We start from the raw sequence: 15,558 nt of genomic DNA, 5'->3' as shown, positions 1-15,558 counted from the left end.
AGCTGCGAAAGGAAACTCTATCGAGGGGGTGTCGTTCCAAAGACTTTCGACGATACTGCCGGCGCGATCGGCGTCGCGTTTGTACGTTCGCGTACAAAGCCCGCTGTGGTGGTGCAGGTGTCGGTGCGGCCGGCGGCTCTGACGCGATGGAGCGCTCCATTCAAGCGGCCGTCAAGGAGTCATAGTCTGGCCCGCATGACCGAGATGCGTGAGCAGATGAGGGCCAAGCTCGTCGATACGGCTCACGCCCAACAGGCCCATCGCATCCAATGCTTCGGACTTGAGGATCTCCAGGGCACGGGCGGCACCTGCGGCGCCGGCCGCGCCGAGCCCGTACAGCGGCGCACGCCCGACCCACACGGCATCGGCGCCCAGCGCGAGCGCCTTGAGCATGTCTGTTCCTCGTCGAACGCCGCCCGACGCGTACAGCGCGATCCGATCGCGGACGATGTTCCGTGCGACGGGCACGAGATCGATCGGCGAAATCGTCCAGTCGAGTTGCCGTCCGCCATGACTGCTCAGCACGACTCCATCCACGCCGCTGTCGACGGCGCGCCGCACGTCATCCGGACTGAGAATCCCCTTCAGAATGAACGGCTTCTTCCAGCGCTGCCGTATCTTTGCGACGGTATCCCAGCTTAGCGAGGTCGGTTGATGCGCGCGAACCCAGTTCGACGTTGCGAAGAAGCTGCGGCGGTTCTTCGGCACGAAATCGACGATGTTCGGAAAGTTGGGTATGCCATGGGACAGCACGTTTTGCGCCATCCAGCGCGGATGAGATATGCTCTCCAGCGCAGCGGAGGTGGAAAGTCGTTTCTTCCCGACCTGGTTACGCCGCTGCCACTCGCGATCGCCGAAGATCTGCGTATTGGTCGTGAGCACGAGAGCTTCACAGCCTGCCTGATCCGCGCGGCGAAGGAGCTCCTGCCAGACTTCGTCGCCGCCAAAGACGTAGAGCTGCCACCAATGGCGCACGCCAGGCGCCGCCTTGGCCACCTGTTCCATTGTGTCGTTCGACATCGTGCTCTGGACGAAGGGAACGCCGGCGTGCAACGCAGCCTGCGCCAGCATGCTGTCGCCGTGAGCGCGGAAAATGCCGTTGAGCCCCGTGGGCGACACCACGACCGGCATGGCGGCGGAGCGGCCGAGGATGTTGGTCTCGAGCGTGCGGCGGGATACGTCGACGAGGGTTCGCGGCACGAAACGCCAATCGGCATAAGCGCGCCGTTCACGGAACAGCGTGGCTTCATCCTGCGCACCGCCTTCGAGATATTCGAGCGCGAAGCGGGGCAAGCGCCGGTGGCTCATCGCCCGCAGATCGGCGATGGCAACAGCGCGTTGCAGGTCGAATCCGGTGTAATACCGCCGCGACGGCGTCCCATCGAGTTGCGCGAGCTCGGTGTGGCGATTGCGGTCGTAGGCCGTTGGATGCGACCGGCGACTGAGCGCCAAGCCGGCGGCGATCCCGGCTAGGCCAGCAAGGCCATACGCCAAGAACGGAGCGCCCCTGTGAGTGGCGGCGTGGTGCTGACCAAACCTGTCTAGGACCGACATCGCGACTTGAATCCTTGAGTTTGGCGTCTGTAGTCAAATCTCGGCGAGGTTCTCGCCGCGCAGCGAACTCGACCCCGGGGGCGTAGCGCTGAGATGCTGGGAGCAGAACATACCGTCCGATGTTGTTCCTCCGAGTCGGGTTGCTCATCTCGAACAGCAAATGCGCGCGGCCGCGGGTCGAATGCATCTCTTTGCGTCGCCTGAAAGCTCGGGCACATCACCTGTCCACAGAAGCAAACTCCCAGGCGCCCGCTGAATTTCCCGTAAGCCGATGCCGCGAGTGCAGCGGTTTCCTCGTGCCGGCAATGGACGTAGCGGATCCGGTCTTTCGCCTTGCGGAACCCTTCCACCAACCCGTTGATGCCGTCGCCGGGTAATCCGAAAACTGTATCGCCCCCCACTGCATCAGAATGCCAACGAGATGATCGGACACCGTTATCGGCATTTGGGTGACCTCGGCGAGGTGATCGGTGATGCTGGTAAAAGCGTCGCGGCAGAAATCGTTCCTGAACAGGCTGCGGACCACGGAACGGCAGACGTTCCGGCCTAAAGACTTTGCCCAGCTCGGAGCGTCGGGCTAGGCTTCGGTTGGCGTTCCCATTCGCATCGATGGAGAGATCATGCGGGTCGCAATTTGCGGCGGCGGAGTGATCGGAGCCTGCACCGCCTATTACCTCACTCGCCGCGGGATCAATGTCATTGTCGTGGAGCGAACAGAGGTAGCCGCGGCAGCATCCGGTAAGGCCGGCGGATTTCTAGCGCTGGACTGGTGCGTCGGGACTCCGCTCGATAAGATGGCGCGCCGAAGCTTTGTACTTCATGCCGACCTGCCCCCCGAGATTGGCGCTGATTGGGCCTACCAGCGCATGACCGCCTATAGCGGGTTCGTTGTCGCCGATGACGGTGCTCGTCGTCACGCACGGGCCAAACTCAACTGGCTATCCCAGAGCGTAATCATCACCGATCGACTAGGCACGCCGGAAACAACGGCCGTTGTTCACCCGCGCAAATTCACTTCCGCAATGATGAGCGCGGCGCAACGACACGGTGCCCTACTCTGCCCGGGCCGGGTCACCGGCATCGTCCGGAGCGCGGATGGATCGAGGATAAGGGGCGTCGAGGCCGACGGCGTCACTGTCGAGGCGGACGCCGTCGTAATCGCCATGGGACCTTGGTCGATGGCGGCTGCAGCGTGGCTACGTCTGCCCGCTGTCTTTGGGCAGCGGAGTCCGAGTCTTGTCTACGACACCGGCACAGATGTTCCGGCCGATGCGCTCTTTCTCGAATATCGCGACGAAAGCGGCACCATCACCATGGTTGAGGTCTTCCCGCGGGCGGACGGGAGCACCCTCGTCACCGCCTTCTCCAATCAGACCGCATTGCCGTCCGACCCCGCCACGGTGACGCCCGAAGCGAGCGAGATCGATCGCCTCCACGTGATCGCAGCGCGGCTGTCACCTGCGTTCCGGCCGGAGCGGATAATCGCCCGACAAGCCTGCTTTCGCCCCGTCACGCAAGACGGTCTGCCGCTCATCGGCAAAGTGCCCCAGAGCGAGGGCGTCTACGTCGCCACCGGCCATAACGTCTGGGGCATCCTCAATGCTCCGGCAACGGGCGAAGCCTTGGCAGAGTTGATCGCAGATGGCGCCTCTCGGAGCACCGATCTAGCTCCGTTCGACCCGGCCCGGCTTCGGCCACTAATTCCATCGCCGCTGCCGTTAAGCTGACGGCGGAACTCCTGCTGCGATAAATTAGTTCTGTCCCGGTGCCGAACGGCGGCGTCGGGCCGCTATCTCAAGGCCGATGCCAGCCATTTCGGCAGGCAGAGAACCTTCGGGAGTCGAGCAATGTTCGAAAACCACGAAGCCGCCGCTCCGATGACCAGCATTGCAGCGCTCCTGACGCAAAAACAGCACCTGCTCAGCCGCCTGGAAGAATGTCCCGGCCCTAACGAGCGGGAGGAGATCGAGCGTCTGCTTGACAGAATAGATGCTGAACTGAACGCAGTAGACAGACCGGATCGACTATGAGCCCACGGGCAATCGGGTACGGCCCCGTTTGCTTCATCGGGCTTGGTTCACAGACATCATTCGGTTGCAAACATGAAAGGTCGGGAGGAGCTCAGTGAAGTCGTGATCGGAGCCCGTCAGCTCGCAGGGATATTGGGCATCCCTCACGATGCAACCGGTATTGTGATCTTTGCGCATGGCAGCGGAAGCGGTCGCATGAGCCCGCGCAACAACCAGGTTGCGGCCGGCCTGCGCGAAGCTGGGCTCGCAACGCTGCTGCTTGATCTTCTCAACCCCGACCAGGAAGGAGACCGGCGCAACGTGTTTGATGTCACGCTGCTCGCCTCACGGCTGTCCGAGGCCGCGGATTGGACCCGCACACATCCCAAGCTTGCGGCGCTTCCGATCGGCTACTTCGGTGCAAGCACGGGCGCGGCCGCGGCGCTGATTGCGGCGGCCGAACACCGCAACGTTGCGGCCGTCGTGTCGCGCGGCGGCCGTCCGGATCTCGCCGGTGGCGCCTTGCGAGCCGTGCGTGCGCCAACCCTGCTGATCGTCGGCGGCGCCGATACGCCAGTGATTGCGCTCAACCGTTCGGCCTTCGCGAAGCTGTCTTGCGAGAAGGATCTCGTTGTCGTGCCGGGAGCCACCCATCTGTTTGAAGAACCCGGTACTCTGGGCCAGGTTGTGATGCACGCGAAGCGGTGGTTCCGTCGGTTTCTGTCATCGCCGCTATAAAGGCCGCATTGGCGCATTGAAAGGGCTCTCAAGGGCGACCCCGCGCAAAATCGTGCCTGCGGTGCCGGTTGCGCCGAGAGAGGCGCTGGCGGAGTTGGGCTCGGAGGCCGACGAGGTGGTCTGCCTGATAACTGCTGATCCGTTCTTCGCGGCTGGCATGCACTATCGGGATTTCCACCAGAGCTCGGATGCGGAGTGACTGAGCTGTTGCAGCGCTCAGCGGGCGGTCAAGCCGGCGCACGCCGATAACGGATCGAAGCCGATGTCGCTTCACCGCATCAAGTGCCGCGCCTTCGGGCTGGACCAGCGACTTACGGCGCGGCGTCCGTCAAGCTGCGTCGCAATATGGGCACGCCGCGTGCTGACTCGACGCGGACTAACACGGACGAGACCAGACCACTACCTACGGCGCCCCAAGTGCGTCATGAATCCTTTTCGCATTCGACGGAAAATCCCTCGAGTCGCCCACGGCCTCACCCGGAGCCGGATAAAGCCAAATGTGCGCATGCGGCACTTCCTCACCCAGAATGCTCGCGTGTATCTCCGGGCAGAACGCCTTTTGCATCGCCCGCGCGATCTTCCATACCACTTCGAAATATGCGCCGGCATTCGGGACGTCCCAGACCCAGCGAACGTGGCGCTTGGGAATCACCAGTGTGTGACCCGGGGATTGCGGGCGAATGTCGAGGAAGGCGAGATAGTCTTCGTCCTCATAGACTCTCGTGGACGGAACCTCGCCGCGGACGATCTTGCAAAATACACACTCGGTCATCTCTCCGACTACTCCGGCTGGCGGCATTCAATCTCATCACATCGATAGCTAATCAGTTAGGCCGGCTATGCCACCGGCCAATGCGATCAGACCTTAATTCTTGATCTCTTGCCGAGGCGAGGTTTGGGTCCTCCTCTCGGAACGAGACCTGCTCCCTCTCATTGACGTCCTAGCCTGGCTTTGGGAGGGGGCTTTATCTGGCGCGCTTACACGATCTGGCGCGCTTACACTGCCGCAAGGCAGGGGCGCGCAAGCTCGACGATCGTTGTTTATTCGCTCTCGCCCGGCTGGTTTGTGCTCATTTTCGTGGCATCCGGCGGTCTGCGGGCAATTATCGGTCCAAAGATTTGGGGAACGCTCGCGAGGCTGGGCGTGCTCGTCGGCACGTTGCGTATGGCGACGGAGGCGGCAATCCTTTTTCGTGCCAGCCGCAGGCAATTGCGGGTAGGCCCTAATACCAGTAGCAGTCTTGCTGACGCGATTTCACGCGTCGAATTCCTGCAGTCAGCGCGCCCTCCACAATCGGGGTTTTTACTGGCTGGCGGCCACCGAGACCTAAAATCGCCTCGGCCACACATTCCGGCGTGACCACCTATCTCCCTATTTCGGCGCCATGCCACCGACCATGTCAGGCTTCACCCGATCTTTCGCGAGGGTCGCCGCAAGGGAACTTCTATCGTCTGCGCCGATTGGAACAGCAGCAGGCAATGGTGACATCGATGCATGCGCGAGACCATCATACTCCAGCGCCGCGTGCCGAACCCTCGGCTGATGTCGACGCGTACAGGCTCGCGCGCCTCGTGCAAGCGGAGCGATTTTATGTGGAAGTCCTTTCGGATTTGCTCGAAGCGCGCCTGCCGTTCCTCGTTGGTGGCGGCTACGCTGTGAACATCTATACCGGTGCACGCCGTCCCACAAAGGATCTCGACATTTTCACGACCGCGCGTGAATTTCCCCGTCTGCTTGCCTGCCTGCAACACGACGGTCGCACTGCATCAACGGTGGACAAGCGCTGGATCGGCAAGATCCATCATGGCAATGATTTCGTCGATATCATCTTTGACTCGAGCAATGGCGCGGTGCCAGTCCAGGACCAATGGTTCACTCAGGCGCGACAGGGTCGTGTGCTTGGGCTTTGCGTGCCCTTGATCAGCCCGACCGAGCTTATTTGGTCCAAAGTCTTCGTCCAAAAACGGCAGCGCCATGATGGCTGTGATATCGCCAATCTAATATTGAAGCAGCGCGATGACATCGATTGGCACCGCCTGCTTGCGTACATGGACGCGCATTGGGAGATCCTGCTTTGCCACGTGCTCACCTTCCGCTGGATCTATCCCGGCGAGCGCGATGCGGTCCCAGCCTGGCTGCTCGACGAGCTTCTCGAGCGATTAAGACGACAGCGCGAACATCCACCACCCGGAGACCGGCTCTGCCGCGGCCGATTGTTGTCGAGCTCCGATTATCGGAGCGCCATCGAAGCGTGGGGATTTCTGGATGTCGAAGGCTAATGCGACAATGACGGCTGACACCAACTCGTTCACATTTGCGAGCATCGGCGATCTCCACGTTAAAGACGATCAGCCGGATTCCCTTCGCGAACTATTCGGCGAAGTCTCAAAGCGTGCGGGCGCCCTCGTGCTCTGCGGCGACCTTACTGACACCGGCACTCCGGCCCAGGCCGAGATCCTCTCGAAGGAGTTGCGCGCCTGCACGATCCCGGTCATCGGTGTTCTCGGGAATCATGACTACGAGTCAGGACATGCCGATCAGGTAAGGCGGATTCTTTGTGATGCCGGCGTGCGCCTGCTGGACGGCCACGCTGCGGAGGTCAATGGCGTGGCATTTATCGGCGTGAAGGGTTTTGCCGGCGGATTTGGGCCACGGATGTTGAGCTCTTTCGGCGAACCGGCGATCAAAACATTCGTCGCCGAGGCAATGAACGAGGCGATGCGGCTGGAAAACATCATGCGCACCGTGAAGAGTGAGCGCGCCGTTGTGGTCCTGCACTATGCCCCTATCGCGGAAACCGTGGAGGGTGAACCGCTGGAGATCTATCCTTTCCTCGGATGTTCGCGCCTTGCGGAGACGATTGATCGTTTCAAAGTGAGTGCCGTCGTACACGGTCACGCACATCGCGGAAGATATGAAGGGCGTACGCCCGCCGGAGCACCCGTGTACAACGTCGCCAGACACGTGCAGAAGCCGTCCGGCCTGCCATATGCCCTCATCTCCGTCTGAGAAGTGAGGCAGCTTTGCCGATGCCTAGACCGCGCCTACACGCGGCGAACGATCCCGTCGCGACATACGATAGAACCGAGAACCCCAGGCGACTCGTCAGATCGTTAGACGGGCCGCTATCTCCTGATAACACGCAGTACCGCGGCTGACACATGGGCATCAGGCGCACATTTGATCGACAAAGTCGTGCACCGACGGAGGCCCTCGACAATGTCCAGACACTACGACGCCGTCCTGTTTGATTTGCTGACCGCTCTCCTCGATAGCTGGTCTCTCTGGAACGCGGTGGCCGGCAGCGAAGCCGCCGGCCGCTCCTGGCGTGCCGAATATCTCAGGATGACCTACGGCACAGGCCCTTACCGCCCCTATGAAGACATGGTTCGGAAAGCTGCCGAGCGGGTCGGGCTGCCCTCCGGCCGCGCCGATGCTCTCGCTGCACGATATGGTGAGTTGAAGCCCTGGCCCGGCGTCACGGGCGTCCTGACCAAGCTTCGCGACGCCGGCTTGCCGCTCGGCGTCGTGACCAATTGCTCCGAGAAGCTGGGGCGCATCGCCGTCGGTCGCGTCGGGGTCTCGTTCGACGTGGTCGTCACGGCCGAGCGGGCGGGGTTCTACAAGCCCGATCCCCGTCCCTACAACCTTGCGCTTGAGGAATTAGGGGTCGCGCCGGAGCGCTCCCTCTTTGTCGCCGGCTCGCCCTACGACCTGCACGGAACCGCGCGCGTCGGGCTGCCGGCCTTCTGGCACGACCGAATGGGCGTGGAGCTTGAGGGCGCTCCCACCCCGATCGCGAGACATCGAGACCTGACGCCGCTCATCGCCGCCGTCCTCGGCTGAACCGATGCGTGACCGGAGCTTGCCAGCGGCGATCGCCTCGATGCTTTGGCGTGGTCAGGACCAATTCGGCTTTGCGAAGCGTGCAGTCCGCGAACGCCGCAGGAGCTGATCGAACACAACTGCCTCAACCTGCGCCTGCCCACCTGTGGCGGCACATGCGCGCCTGGGGCCGCGCCGCTGATGGCCCTAATCGCTGCCCCTAGACGCCCAAATCAAGAACACTGATCGGTGGAAACCGGCTCCGTGATTGGGAACCGGCAAGTTCTGTCACACAAGCTTCGTCACTCGGATGGTTTAAAGCACCTTCACCCGGCATCGGCCGAGGAAGGGACGCCCGATCATGTGTGCACCGGCGCGGGCTTTCGTGGCCCATCGCACTCCCACGCGTATTCGAATCAAGCTGGCAAAGGCTTCGGGGAAGACTCGGGGACCGCGTGCCGATCTTACAGACCTCAAGCAGCATCTCCTGAAACATCCCGACGTTCTCGGCGTGCAGCTAAACCCGCTCACGGCCAGCCTAATCATCGAATGCCGGAAAGGCTTCGAACTGACGGCACGACACCGGCAGCTTCTTCGATTGGATATGCAAGCGCCAAAGCATGTGCAGTCGGCCCACGATCGTCCGGGTCCGGCAGCTACGGACCACGACACGAATGGGCTGTCCGGTACCCTGATGCTTGCACATGTGCTGAAGCTCATTGTCGCGATCAGCACCCGGCAGATCGGCACGCAACTCATCGAGTGCGCTGTTGATGGCTTGATTCAGGCCGCGAGGAGCGAAGCCCAACGCCGCGCCGCAGTTCAAAAGCCGCTTGTCACTATCTCTGCCAGATAAAAATGCGCCCCTGCGGAGCAGCCGGTCCTTCAAGCACGTCCCTGATCCGAGCGCGTTTGATCTCAGTCGCTGGTTGACAAATGTCGAAGCGATCGCGCGCTGAGATTAAATCTGTCGCATCACCCATGCGTGATTTTCCGAGCCTCGAACTTTGCTGTCCTATGTAAATTCATAAAATTGTAACATACCCTACTCTCTTGCGTTAGGCTGAGTGGTTGTGAACCCCAGCGGGCAGAAGGAGCGTGCAATGAGCGTTCTCGAAGACGTCTTCAAAGGTGGGAACATCGTGACAGGTCTGGCTATCGGCATCGGCGCGGCGGTGGTTGCGCCGGCTATTATGCCAGTGCTGCGTCCGGTCGCCAAATCACTGCTCAAGGCCGGGCTCGTTGCTTATGACCAAGGGCGTGTTGCGTTCGCCGAATTGAACGAGCAGACAAGCGACCTCGTCGCGGAGGCGCGTTCTGAACTCGCGGAGGCGGGGCATAGCGCGGAAGCCGCCGCAGAAGCTGGAGAGGCACGGCCCCACCAGGCCTGACCTCGGCAAAATTTCCCGTAGAGCGGCCGACATGCGGCGGGCTGGTGCGGTGCGCCCGCAGGAATTCTTGCGCCGGCCAACAACGCTCGTCACAGGGCATTCCTTCTGCAGTTCGGTACGGGATACCGGCGGTGCGCGAGTCCACAACGATGCCCAGCGACGTCACGCCTCTCCACACGGCCGTTCGAGGTCGCGTGAGGTTCCGAGTCGCCGGATTGCGGGACGAGCAGTTGCTTGCCCGCACTATCGAACGTGGTCTTCTGCTGTTCCCGGGCGTCACCCGGGCGTCCGCCAGTTCACGCACCGGAAATGTTCTCATCCTCCATGACGAGGACACCTCGGTGCACGCGCTTGCCGGGCACATCGATGCGCTGCGGAGGGGCGAAATCCAGTTGGACCGCGAGGACGAGTCCGCCACACATCAATGGCACGCAATGCAGCCGGCCGAGGTTGTCGAAGCCGTTTGCACCTCGCCTTCGAAGGGACTGTCGCACCGGGAGGCTCAGCAGCGGCTCGAGAGCGATGGGCCAAATGCCATTCCTCGCAGCAGTGGCCGCACGGATTGGTCCATCCTCATGGACCAGTTCCAGGGGCTTCCGGTGGCGATGCTCGCGGGCGCGGCCGTATTATCTCTGGCCACCGGCGGACTGCTCGAGGCCGGCGCTATTCTCGCCGTCGTTGGCCTGAACGCTGCGATCGGCTTTGGGGTAGAGAAGCGCACGGAGCAAACGATCAGCCAGATCGGCGCGCCTTGCACGCGAACCGCGCAAGCGGTCCGAGACGGAATGGAAATCGAGGTTCCGACCCAGAGCATCGTTCGTGGTGACATTATCGTTCTGCAACGCGGCTGCGTTGTTCCGGCCGATGCCAGGCTCCTGCGCGTCGATGCGCTCACGGTCAGCGAGGCTGCACTGACGGGCGAAAGCCAGCCGGTCGCGAAATCGGAAAGCTTGCCTGCCGATTCCGCCGCCGCGCTCGGCGACCGCCGCAACATGGTCTATCGTGGCACGATCGTAACCGGCGGCAGCGGAACGGCCGTCGTCGTGGCCACCGGCCGACACACGGAGATGGGGCAGATCCAGCAATTGGTCGGCACCAGCACATCTCCGGAAACGCCATCGCTGCGGCAGATGCGCGAACTGGGCCGCCAGTTATTCTGGGCGACAGCAGCCGCAACCGGCGTGATTTTCGGTGCAGGCCTGTTGCGCGGACTATCGCTGCTGCAGCTCGTGAGATCTTCGCTTGCGGTGGCCGTGGCCGCGGTGCCGGAAGGCCTGCCCATGGTTGCGACCACAACACTCGCGCTGGGCGTCGAGAACATGCGCCGGCACGGCATCCTGGTGCGGCGGCTCGATGCGATCGAGACGCTCGCCGCCGCCAACGTGATCTGCTTCGACAAGACGGGCACGCTGACCCACGGCGCAATGTCTCTCGATTCCGTCGCCATCGGCGATCAGGTCTGGCGCAGCTCCGACGGCGTCTGGACCGATCGCGGGGGCGAATATGCGGACAAGAGCGACATGCGGCGCCTGCAACGGCTGCTCTCGATCGCCAGTCTGTGCAGCGATGCAGAAGTCCGTGAAGCCCAGCAGCGCTTTGAAGCGAGGCATTCCAGCACCGAAGTGGCATTGATCGAAGCAGCGCTCGCAATGGGCATTGACGTGGCCCAACTGCGGCGCGATCACCCGCGCTACTCGGTTCAGCGTCGCACCGAAGCCTACCGCTTCATGGTGAGCTGCCATCACGCGCCGCGAGGCTTCGTCATCGCCATGAAGGGCAGTCCGGCGGACGTGCTCGCGCGTTGCCGGTGGGAGCTGTCGCCAAATGGACGGCGCAGGCGTCTGACGCCCGAGCGGAAAAATGCTATCGAAGGCATCAACCAGCAGCTCGCGGAAAAGGGCTTGCGTGTGCTCGGCGTCGCCTTTCTTGAAGGGCGGAAATCCCGCGGAAGTGGGGAGCTCGATCTGGCCGAGGTTGCAGACCTCGTATGGCTCGGTCTTGCGGCTCTTTCCGATCCCCTTCGCTCCGATGTCCGGGACCTGATGCCGCAGCTTCATCGCGCGGGCATCCACACCATGATGCTGACAGGCGATCAGCGCCGCACCGCGTACACGATCGCCAGTGAAGTCGGGTTGAGCGGTGATGCTCCCATTGAGGTGATCGATGGGGTCGAGCTGGACCGTCTCGACACAGCGGAGCTTGCGCGCGCGGCAAGGCGCGCCCATGCGTTTGCGCGCATCACGCCGACCCAGAAGCTGAAGATCGTGCAGTCTCTGCAACACGCCGGGGCGGTCGTTGCGATGGTCGGCGATGGCATCAACGACAGCCCGGCGTTGCGCGCGGCAAACGTCGGCATCGCAATCGGACGCAACGAGGAGTCCGCCGCTCGCGAAGTGGCCGACATCTTTTTCGAGAGCGACCGGCTTGGAATGCTGCCGGTCGCGGTCGCGTGCGGCCGTTCCACTTATGTCAATATTCGAAAGGCGCTGCATTACGTATTGAGCACCAACACAAGTGAGGTCCTCACGGTGCTGGCCTCAACTGCCGCAGGCGCCGGCGAGATATTGAGCCCCGTGCAACTGCTTTGGATCAATCTGGTCTCCGATGTATTTCCCGGCATTGGACTCGCCATGGGTGAGCCGGACCCGAGCGTCTTGGATCGCGCCCCTCACGCCGCGGACGAGCCGATCTTGAAGACTTCCGATTTCGGGCGGCTCGCGAGGGAAGCCGGGCTGATTACGGCCGGCAGCTTTGGAGCCGGGCTGATCGGAGCCACGCGATATGGCATCGCTTCCCCGCAGGCGGGGACGATGGCATTCGGAAGCCTGGTCACGGGGCAGCTCCTGCACGCGCTCACCTACGCCGACAAGGGCGACGGATCCGACGCCGGGCCGACGCCATCCAACCCGGCCCTACTTGGAATTGTAGGGGGATCGCTGCTGCTCCAGGGTCTGGCAATGCTCGTTCCCGGCCTTCGCAACATTCTCGCCGTCGCGCCGATCGGGGCGCTCGACCTTGCAGCCATGATCGCCGGCGGCGTGCTGCCATATCTCGGCAATCGTGCACTTGCCGAAGCGGGAACGGCATCGGCGTACCAAGTTCAGGGCCGGGAGTTGGTGGGGCGCGTGCGCACGGGTTCAGACGCAGCACGCGCGACAGACCCGGCGGAACGGCTTTTGCAACGGAATGCTGTCCGCACATTGGGCGGTGCCGAAGCCTCAAGACGCCTCAGGCCTGCCCACCCGTCGCGATCCGCCGCCAGACGAGCGTCCTTGACTCGCTGAACCGGTCGGCCGAGCCCGGGTGTTGCGAGCTAGGATCGCCTCGGGAAGACGACCTCCGGCCGCTTTTTCGGTGGTCGCTCGAGCGCCTCTGATGTTGCTTCGGAGGCAACCTGCGCGCGGGTTCTCTTTTCCCGTTCAGACGACGCAAGCCTGCGCGTGACCATCGAATAGAACAACAGCGACGTGGCCGAACCAAGATAGCGTCCGCTCAACACCTGATAGACGCCGATTGCCGCAAACAAGCCGGCCAGACCCGGACGCTGCAGGAGCTGCTTTGCACCATAAGCGTTCCAGAAATTCTCAACAGCGCTGCCAAATGCCTGCCCTCTGGCGAGCTGGAACAAAGCGAGTCCCGAAAGGCCCGTCGCAACCGCGTCCAAGGCAGACGCCGGTCCGACGCCCGAGGTCGTCAGCGGGCTCGACTGGCTCGTCGGTGCCGTCGTTCGATCAGCGATCCTGAACAGTTCATATTCGGCTGCGGCAGCCGCGATCGGCGCGAAGCTTCCGGCATGATGAAGCAGAATACTCGCCGTCTCGGGTGTCACCTTCAACCGTTCGACAGCGGAATTGGCGGACAGTTTTTGCTTCACTGTTTCGAAGTAACTGTCGTCGCCGCGCTTCTCCGTTACGCGCAATCGAATTCGCCCGGCAACCTGGTGCGCAATGTAAGCAGTGGGGGTCATGCGGGTTGTATCCTTCCACTACTGATCACGAGGCCAATGTCGGCCAGATACGTGGCAAAACTTGGAGCCCATAAATGATCTGGCGCCTACCCTAACAACCACGTGACCATGAATATGAGACAGCCTGCACAAGCTCCGACGATCGTGCCGTTCATCCTGATATACTGTAAATCGCTCCCCACCACGAGCTCGAGGCGATCAGAAAGGGTGCGCGTATCCCAATTTCGCACGACCTCCGCGAAAAACGAGCCGATCTCGCTGCGCCACGCGATAACGGAGTCGGCCAAGTCCTCCACGACCTCGTCGATGTGCCGCTGCATCGCGGCGTCCGCCCCCAGCGCCTCGGCGACGATCGAAATCGGCTTTTCCAGCGCCAGTCGCAGACGCGATGAGGGTCGCGCCAGGTCGTCGAGCGTCGCCTGGCAGATTTCGTTCCAAACTGACCTGACCCAATCCTGCGTCTCCGAGTGCGCTAACAAGCGCCTCATGCCCTCATTTATCTTCTCGCGCTGCTCCGCCGAGTCGACCATTTCGTCGATTGCCGATGTGAGCGCCTCACGAAACCTGGAGGAGACCTCGCTGTCCGGCCGAGACAATCCATTGAGCAACTCCGTGATACCATTGACGATGGCGGCTGCAATCCGGCGATCGATCGCCTTGGGAATCCACCAGCGGCTGTGCTCGGCTACAAGCTTGTCGATCTGGTCGCGGTTCTTTTCGAGCCAGCCGCTCGCGAGCTCGCTGACTCGTTCAAACAGAACGTTCGCCTCCTGGCTGCCGGTGAGAACGCGAAGCCCACGTCGGATCATCGGCGCGAAATCCGCCTGGCGAAACTGATCACTCAGGATCCGCTGCAGAAACTCGCCAAGATCCGGACTCCTCAGCGAATGGATAAGATAGGGCAGCATTGCCGTGATCGAGTGCGCGACAAGTGGCGCAGTGGTCGGCGCGGCAAGCCAGGCCGCAAATCGTGCCCCAACATGCATTTCGCGAAGTTTCGGCAGAAGCACATCCGTCGTGAGAAAGTTCCGTTCGATGAAACGCCCGATGGTGCGCCCGATCCTGTCCTTGTTGTTGGGGATGATCGCGGTGTGAGGGATAGGGAGCCCCAGCGGATGTCGGAACAAGGCCGTCACCGCGAACCAATCCGCAAGACCACCCACCATGCCCGCCTCGGCACCGGATCGGATGAGCAGCGTCCCGAAACCGGGCTCCGGAACCAACCGTGTCAAGGTGAATATCACCCCCATGCCGACGAGCATGGTCGTTGCAACGATCCGGTTCCGTCGCAGTCGCTTGCGCGTCGGTCCGTCGGACTCGTTCGCCAACAGCGAAAGTGCTTTGCGGGGCGATGCCGGGGCGTGCTCTGGCAACATTCGGCTCATCCCTCCGTCGCTACCCCTTCGCGCCAGGATGTAAGCCTGCTCTCGGCAAATTGCATCGGAGCGTTCGATTGGACCGAGCGGACGCGGGTACCCCTAGTGTTGAAAAGTTCACCACCATGTCGCGCGAGACGCTTTTGGGCCGGTTCTGGCCATCCAGATTTCTCGCTCGGCGATTCCCTGGGAAAACTCAGCTTTGCCCCTTCTTGCCGGCATATCTGCGCGGCTCATTGGCGATCCGACGGCGCGCGTCTGGGGCGCCCATACCGAGCCGGCTAGCGTCGGTTTGCATCCTCGCGGTTGAAGCCGCGCCGGTGCGCTGCTCCGCGACGCGCGTGAGGAGAAGCGCTGGAGCTCGCGATCGGTGTGGTGATGACACTCCTCGTCCGTTTCCTTCAGGCGTCATGCGCAAGAGAGCATCGACACTGCTGTCGACTAGCTTCGGGGCTCAAGCGGCCCCCAACCCAATCTGCTCGCTGCGCTTGGCCTCGGCGTCGTAGACTTTGACCTGAAGCATCGGAAATCGCCCCTTGAGATCCGTGGCGACTTTGAGGGCGCGATCTTTGGCTTTGTACTCGCCCTTTAGCTGCCCATCCACGATCAATGCGTAGCCGGTTTTTGGACGCTCGCTTACCGCTCTCCGGTCCGGCGGAAGCGCAATGGTTCCTTGCGTGCGCTGTTGCCGCATTGG

Annotated in this window: 15 protein-coding genes; 9 read left to right on the top strand and 6 right to left on the bottom strand. The window is 62.3% G+C overall.

What is annotated here, in order from left to right:
* Positions 1-171: 171 nt before the first annotated feature.
* Both F758_RS0114950 and F758_RS53285 read right to left on the bottom strand, forming a co-directional pair.
* The gene (locus F758_RS0114950; RefSeq protein ID WP_024508603.1) at positions 172-1,452 is read right to left on the bottom strand and encodes an alpha-hydroxy acid oxidase; all 1,281 of its coding nucleotides are present in this window, start codon (positions 1,450-1,452) and stop codon (positions 172-174) included.
* Positions 1,453-1,541: 89 nt separating this feature from the next.
* Positions 1,542-1,904, bottom strand: a complete 363-nt coding sequence (locus tag F758_RS53285) for a thiamine pyrophosphate-binding protein (protein ID WP_502689154.1) — start codon at positions 1,902-1,904, stop codon at positions 1,542-1,544.
* A gap of 270 nt (positions 1,905-2,174) precedes the next feature.
* Between F758_RS53285 and F758_RS0114945 the strand changes: the two genes are divergently transcribed.
* The 3 genes from F758_RS0114945 to F758_RS0114935 all read left to right on the top strand — a co-directional run bounded on the left by F758_RS0114945 (position 2,175) and on the right by F758_RS0114935 (position 4,301).
* Entirely contained in the window at positions 2,175-3,281 is a 1,107-nt protein-coding gene (locus tag F758_RS0114945) for an NAD(P)/FAD-dependent oxidoreductase (RefSeq protein WP_024508602.1), read from the top strand.
* A 120-nt stretch (positions 3,282-3,401) separates the two neighbouring features.
* Positions 3,402-3,584, top strand: coding sequence for a hypothetical protein (locus tag F758_RS44030; protein ID WP_035722042.1), 183 nt, complete (start codon positions 3,402-3,404; stop codon positions 3,582-3,584).
* A gap of 72 nt (positions 3,585-3,656) precedes the next feature.
* The gene (locus tag F758_RS0114935) at positions 3,657-4,301 is read left to right on the top strand and encodes a dienelactone hydrolase family protein (protein ID WP_024508601.1); all 645 of its coding nucleotides are present in this window, start codon (positions 3,657-3,659) and stop codon (positions 4,299-4,301) included.
* Positions 4,302-4,704: 403 nt separating this feature from the next.
* Here the strand turns inward: F758_RS0114935 and F758_RS44025 are convergent, their stop codons facing one another.
* Entirely contained in the window at positions 4,705-5,073 is a 369-nt protein-coding gene (locus F758_RS44025) for an HIT family protein (RefSeq protein WP_024508600.1), read from the bottom strand.
* A gap of 821 nt (positions 5,074-5,894) precedes the next feature.
* Between F758_RS44025 and F758_RS44020 the strand changes: the two genes are divergently transcribed.
* The 6 genes from F758_RS44020 to F758_RS0114895 all read left to right on the top strand — a co-directional run bounded on the left by F758_RS44020 (position 5,895) and on the right by F758_RS0114895 (position 12,802).
* Positions 5,895-6,581 (top strand): nucleotidyltransferase domain-containing protein, encoded by a 687-nt coding sequence (locus tag F758_RS44020; protein ID WP_245286503.1) that lies wholly within the window; start codon positions 5,895-5,897, stop codon positions 6,579-6,581.
* A complete protein-coding gene (locus F758_RS0114915; protein ID WP_024508599.1) occupies positions 6,568-7,311 on the top strand; it encodes a metallophosphoesterase family protein in 744 nt (247 codons plus the stop codon). Before F758_RS44020 ends, F758_RS0114915 begins: the two co-directional genes overlap by 14 nt.
* Before the next feature lie 210 nt (positions 7,312-7,521).
* Positions 7,522-8,148: an HAD family hydrolase gene (locus tag F758_RS0114910; protein ID WP_024508598.1), complete on the top strand. Its 627-nt coding sequence runs from the start codon at positions 7,522-7,524 to the stop codon at positions 8,146-8,148.
* Positions 8,149-8,512: 364 nt separating this feature from the next.
* Positions 8,513-8,983 carry a hypothetical protein gene (locus F758_RS49595; RefSeq protein ID WP_157450024.1) on the top strand — a complete coding sequence of 157 codons (471 nt, stop codon included), beginning with the start codon at positions 8,513-8,515 and terminating at the stop codon, positions 8,981-8,983.
* 247 nt (positions 8,984-9,230) lie between these two features.
* Positions 9,231-9,518 (top strand): DUF5132 domain-containing protein, encoded by a 288-nt coding sequence (locus F758_RS0114900; RefSeq protein ID WP_024508596.1) that lies wholly within the window; start codon positions 9,231-9,233, stop codon positions 9,516-9,518.
* Between the two features lie 194 nt (positions 9,519-9,712).
* Complete coding sequence (locus tag F758_RS0114895; protein ID WP_198026496.1) at positions 9,713-12,802, top strand: cation-translocating P-type ATPase; 3,090 nt, start codon at positions 9,713-9,715, stop codon at positions 12,800-12,802.
* Between the two features lie 29 nt (positions 12,803-12,831).
* On the opposite strand, the gene F758_RS46510 is transcribed toward F758_RS0114895, so the two are convergent.
* The 3 genes from F758_RS46510 to F758_RS0114880 form a co-directional block, all read right to left on the bottom strand.
* Positions 12,832-13,485: a hypothetical protein gene (locus tag F758_RS46510; protein ID WP_024508594.1), complete on the bottom strand. Its 654-nt coding sequence runs from the start codon at positions 13,483-13,485 to the stop codon at positions 12,832-12,834.
* Positions 13,486-13,571: 86 nt separating this feature from the next.
* The gene (locus tag F758_RS0114885) at positions 13,572-14,717 is read right to left on the bottom strand and encodes a DUF445 domain-containing protein (RefSeq protein ID WP_198026495.1); all 1,146 of its coding nucleotides are present in this window, start codon (positions 14,715-14,717) and stop codon (positions 13,572-13,574) included.
* A gap of 598 nt (positions 14,718-15,315) precedes the next feature.
* The gene (locus tag F758_RS0114880; RefSeq protein ID WP_024508592.1) at positions 15,316-15,555 is read right to left on the bottom strand and encodes a hypothetical protein; all 240 of its coding nucleotides are present in this window, start codon (positions 15,553-15,555) and stop codon (positions 15,316-15,318) included.
* Positions 15,556-15,558: the final 3 nt, after the last annotated feature.

The sequence above is a fragment of the Bradyrhizobium sp. ARR65 genome, assembly GCF_000472385.1.
In the GTDB taxonomy this organism is placed as follows: Bacteria; Pseudomonadota; Alphaproteobacteria; order Rhizobiales; family Xanthobacteraceae; genus Bradyrhizobium.
Note: the sequence above shows the minus strand (reverse complement) of the source record. Positions and strands in the feature narration are given on the sequence as shown.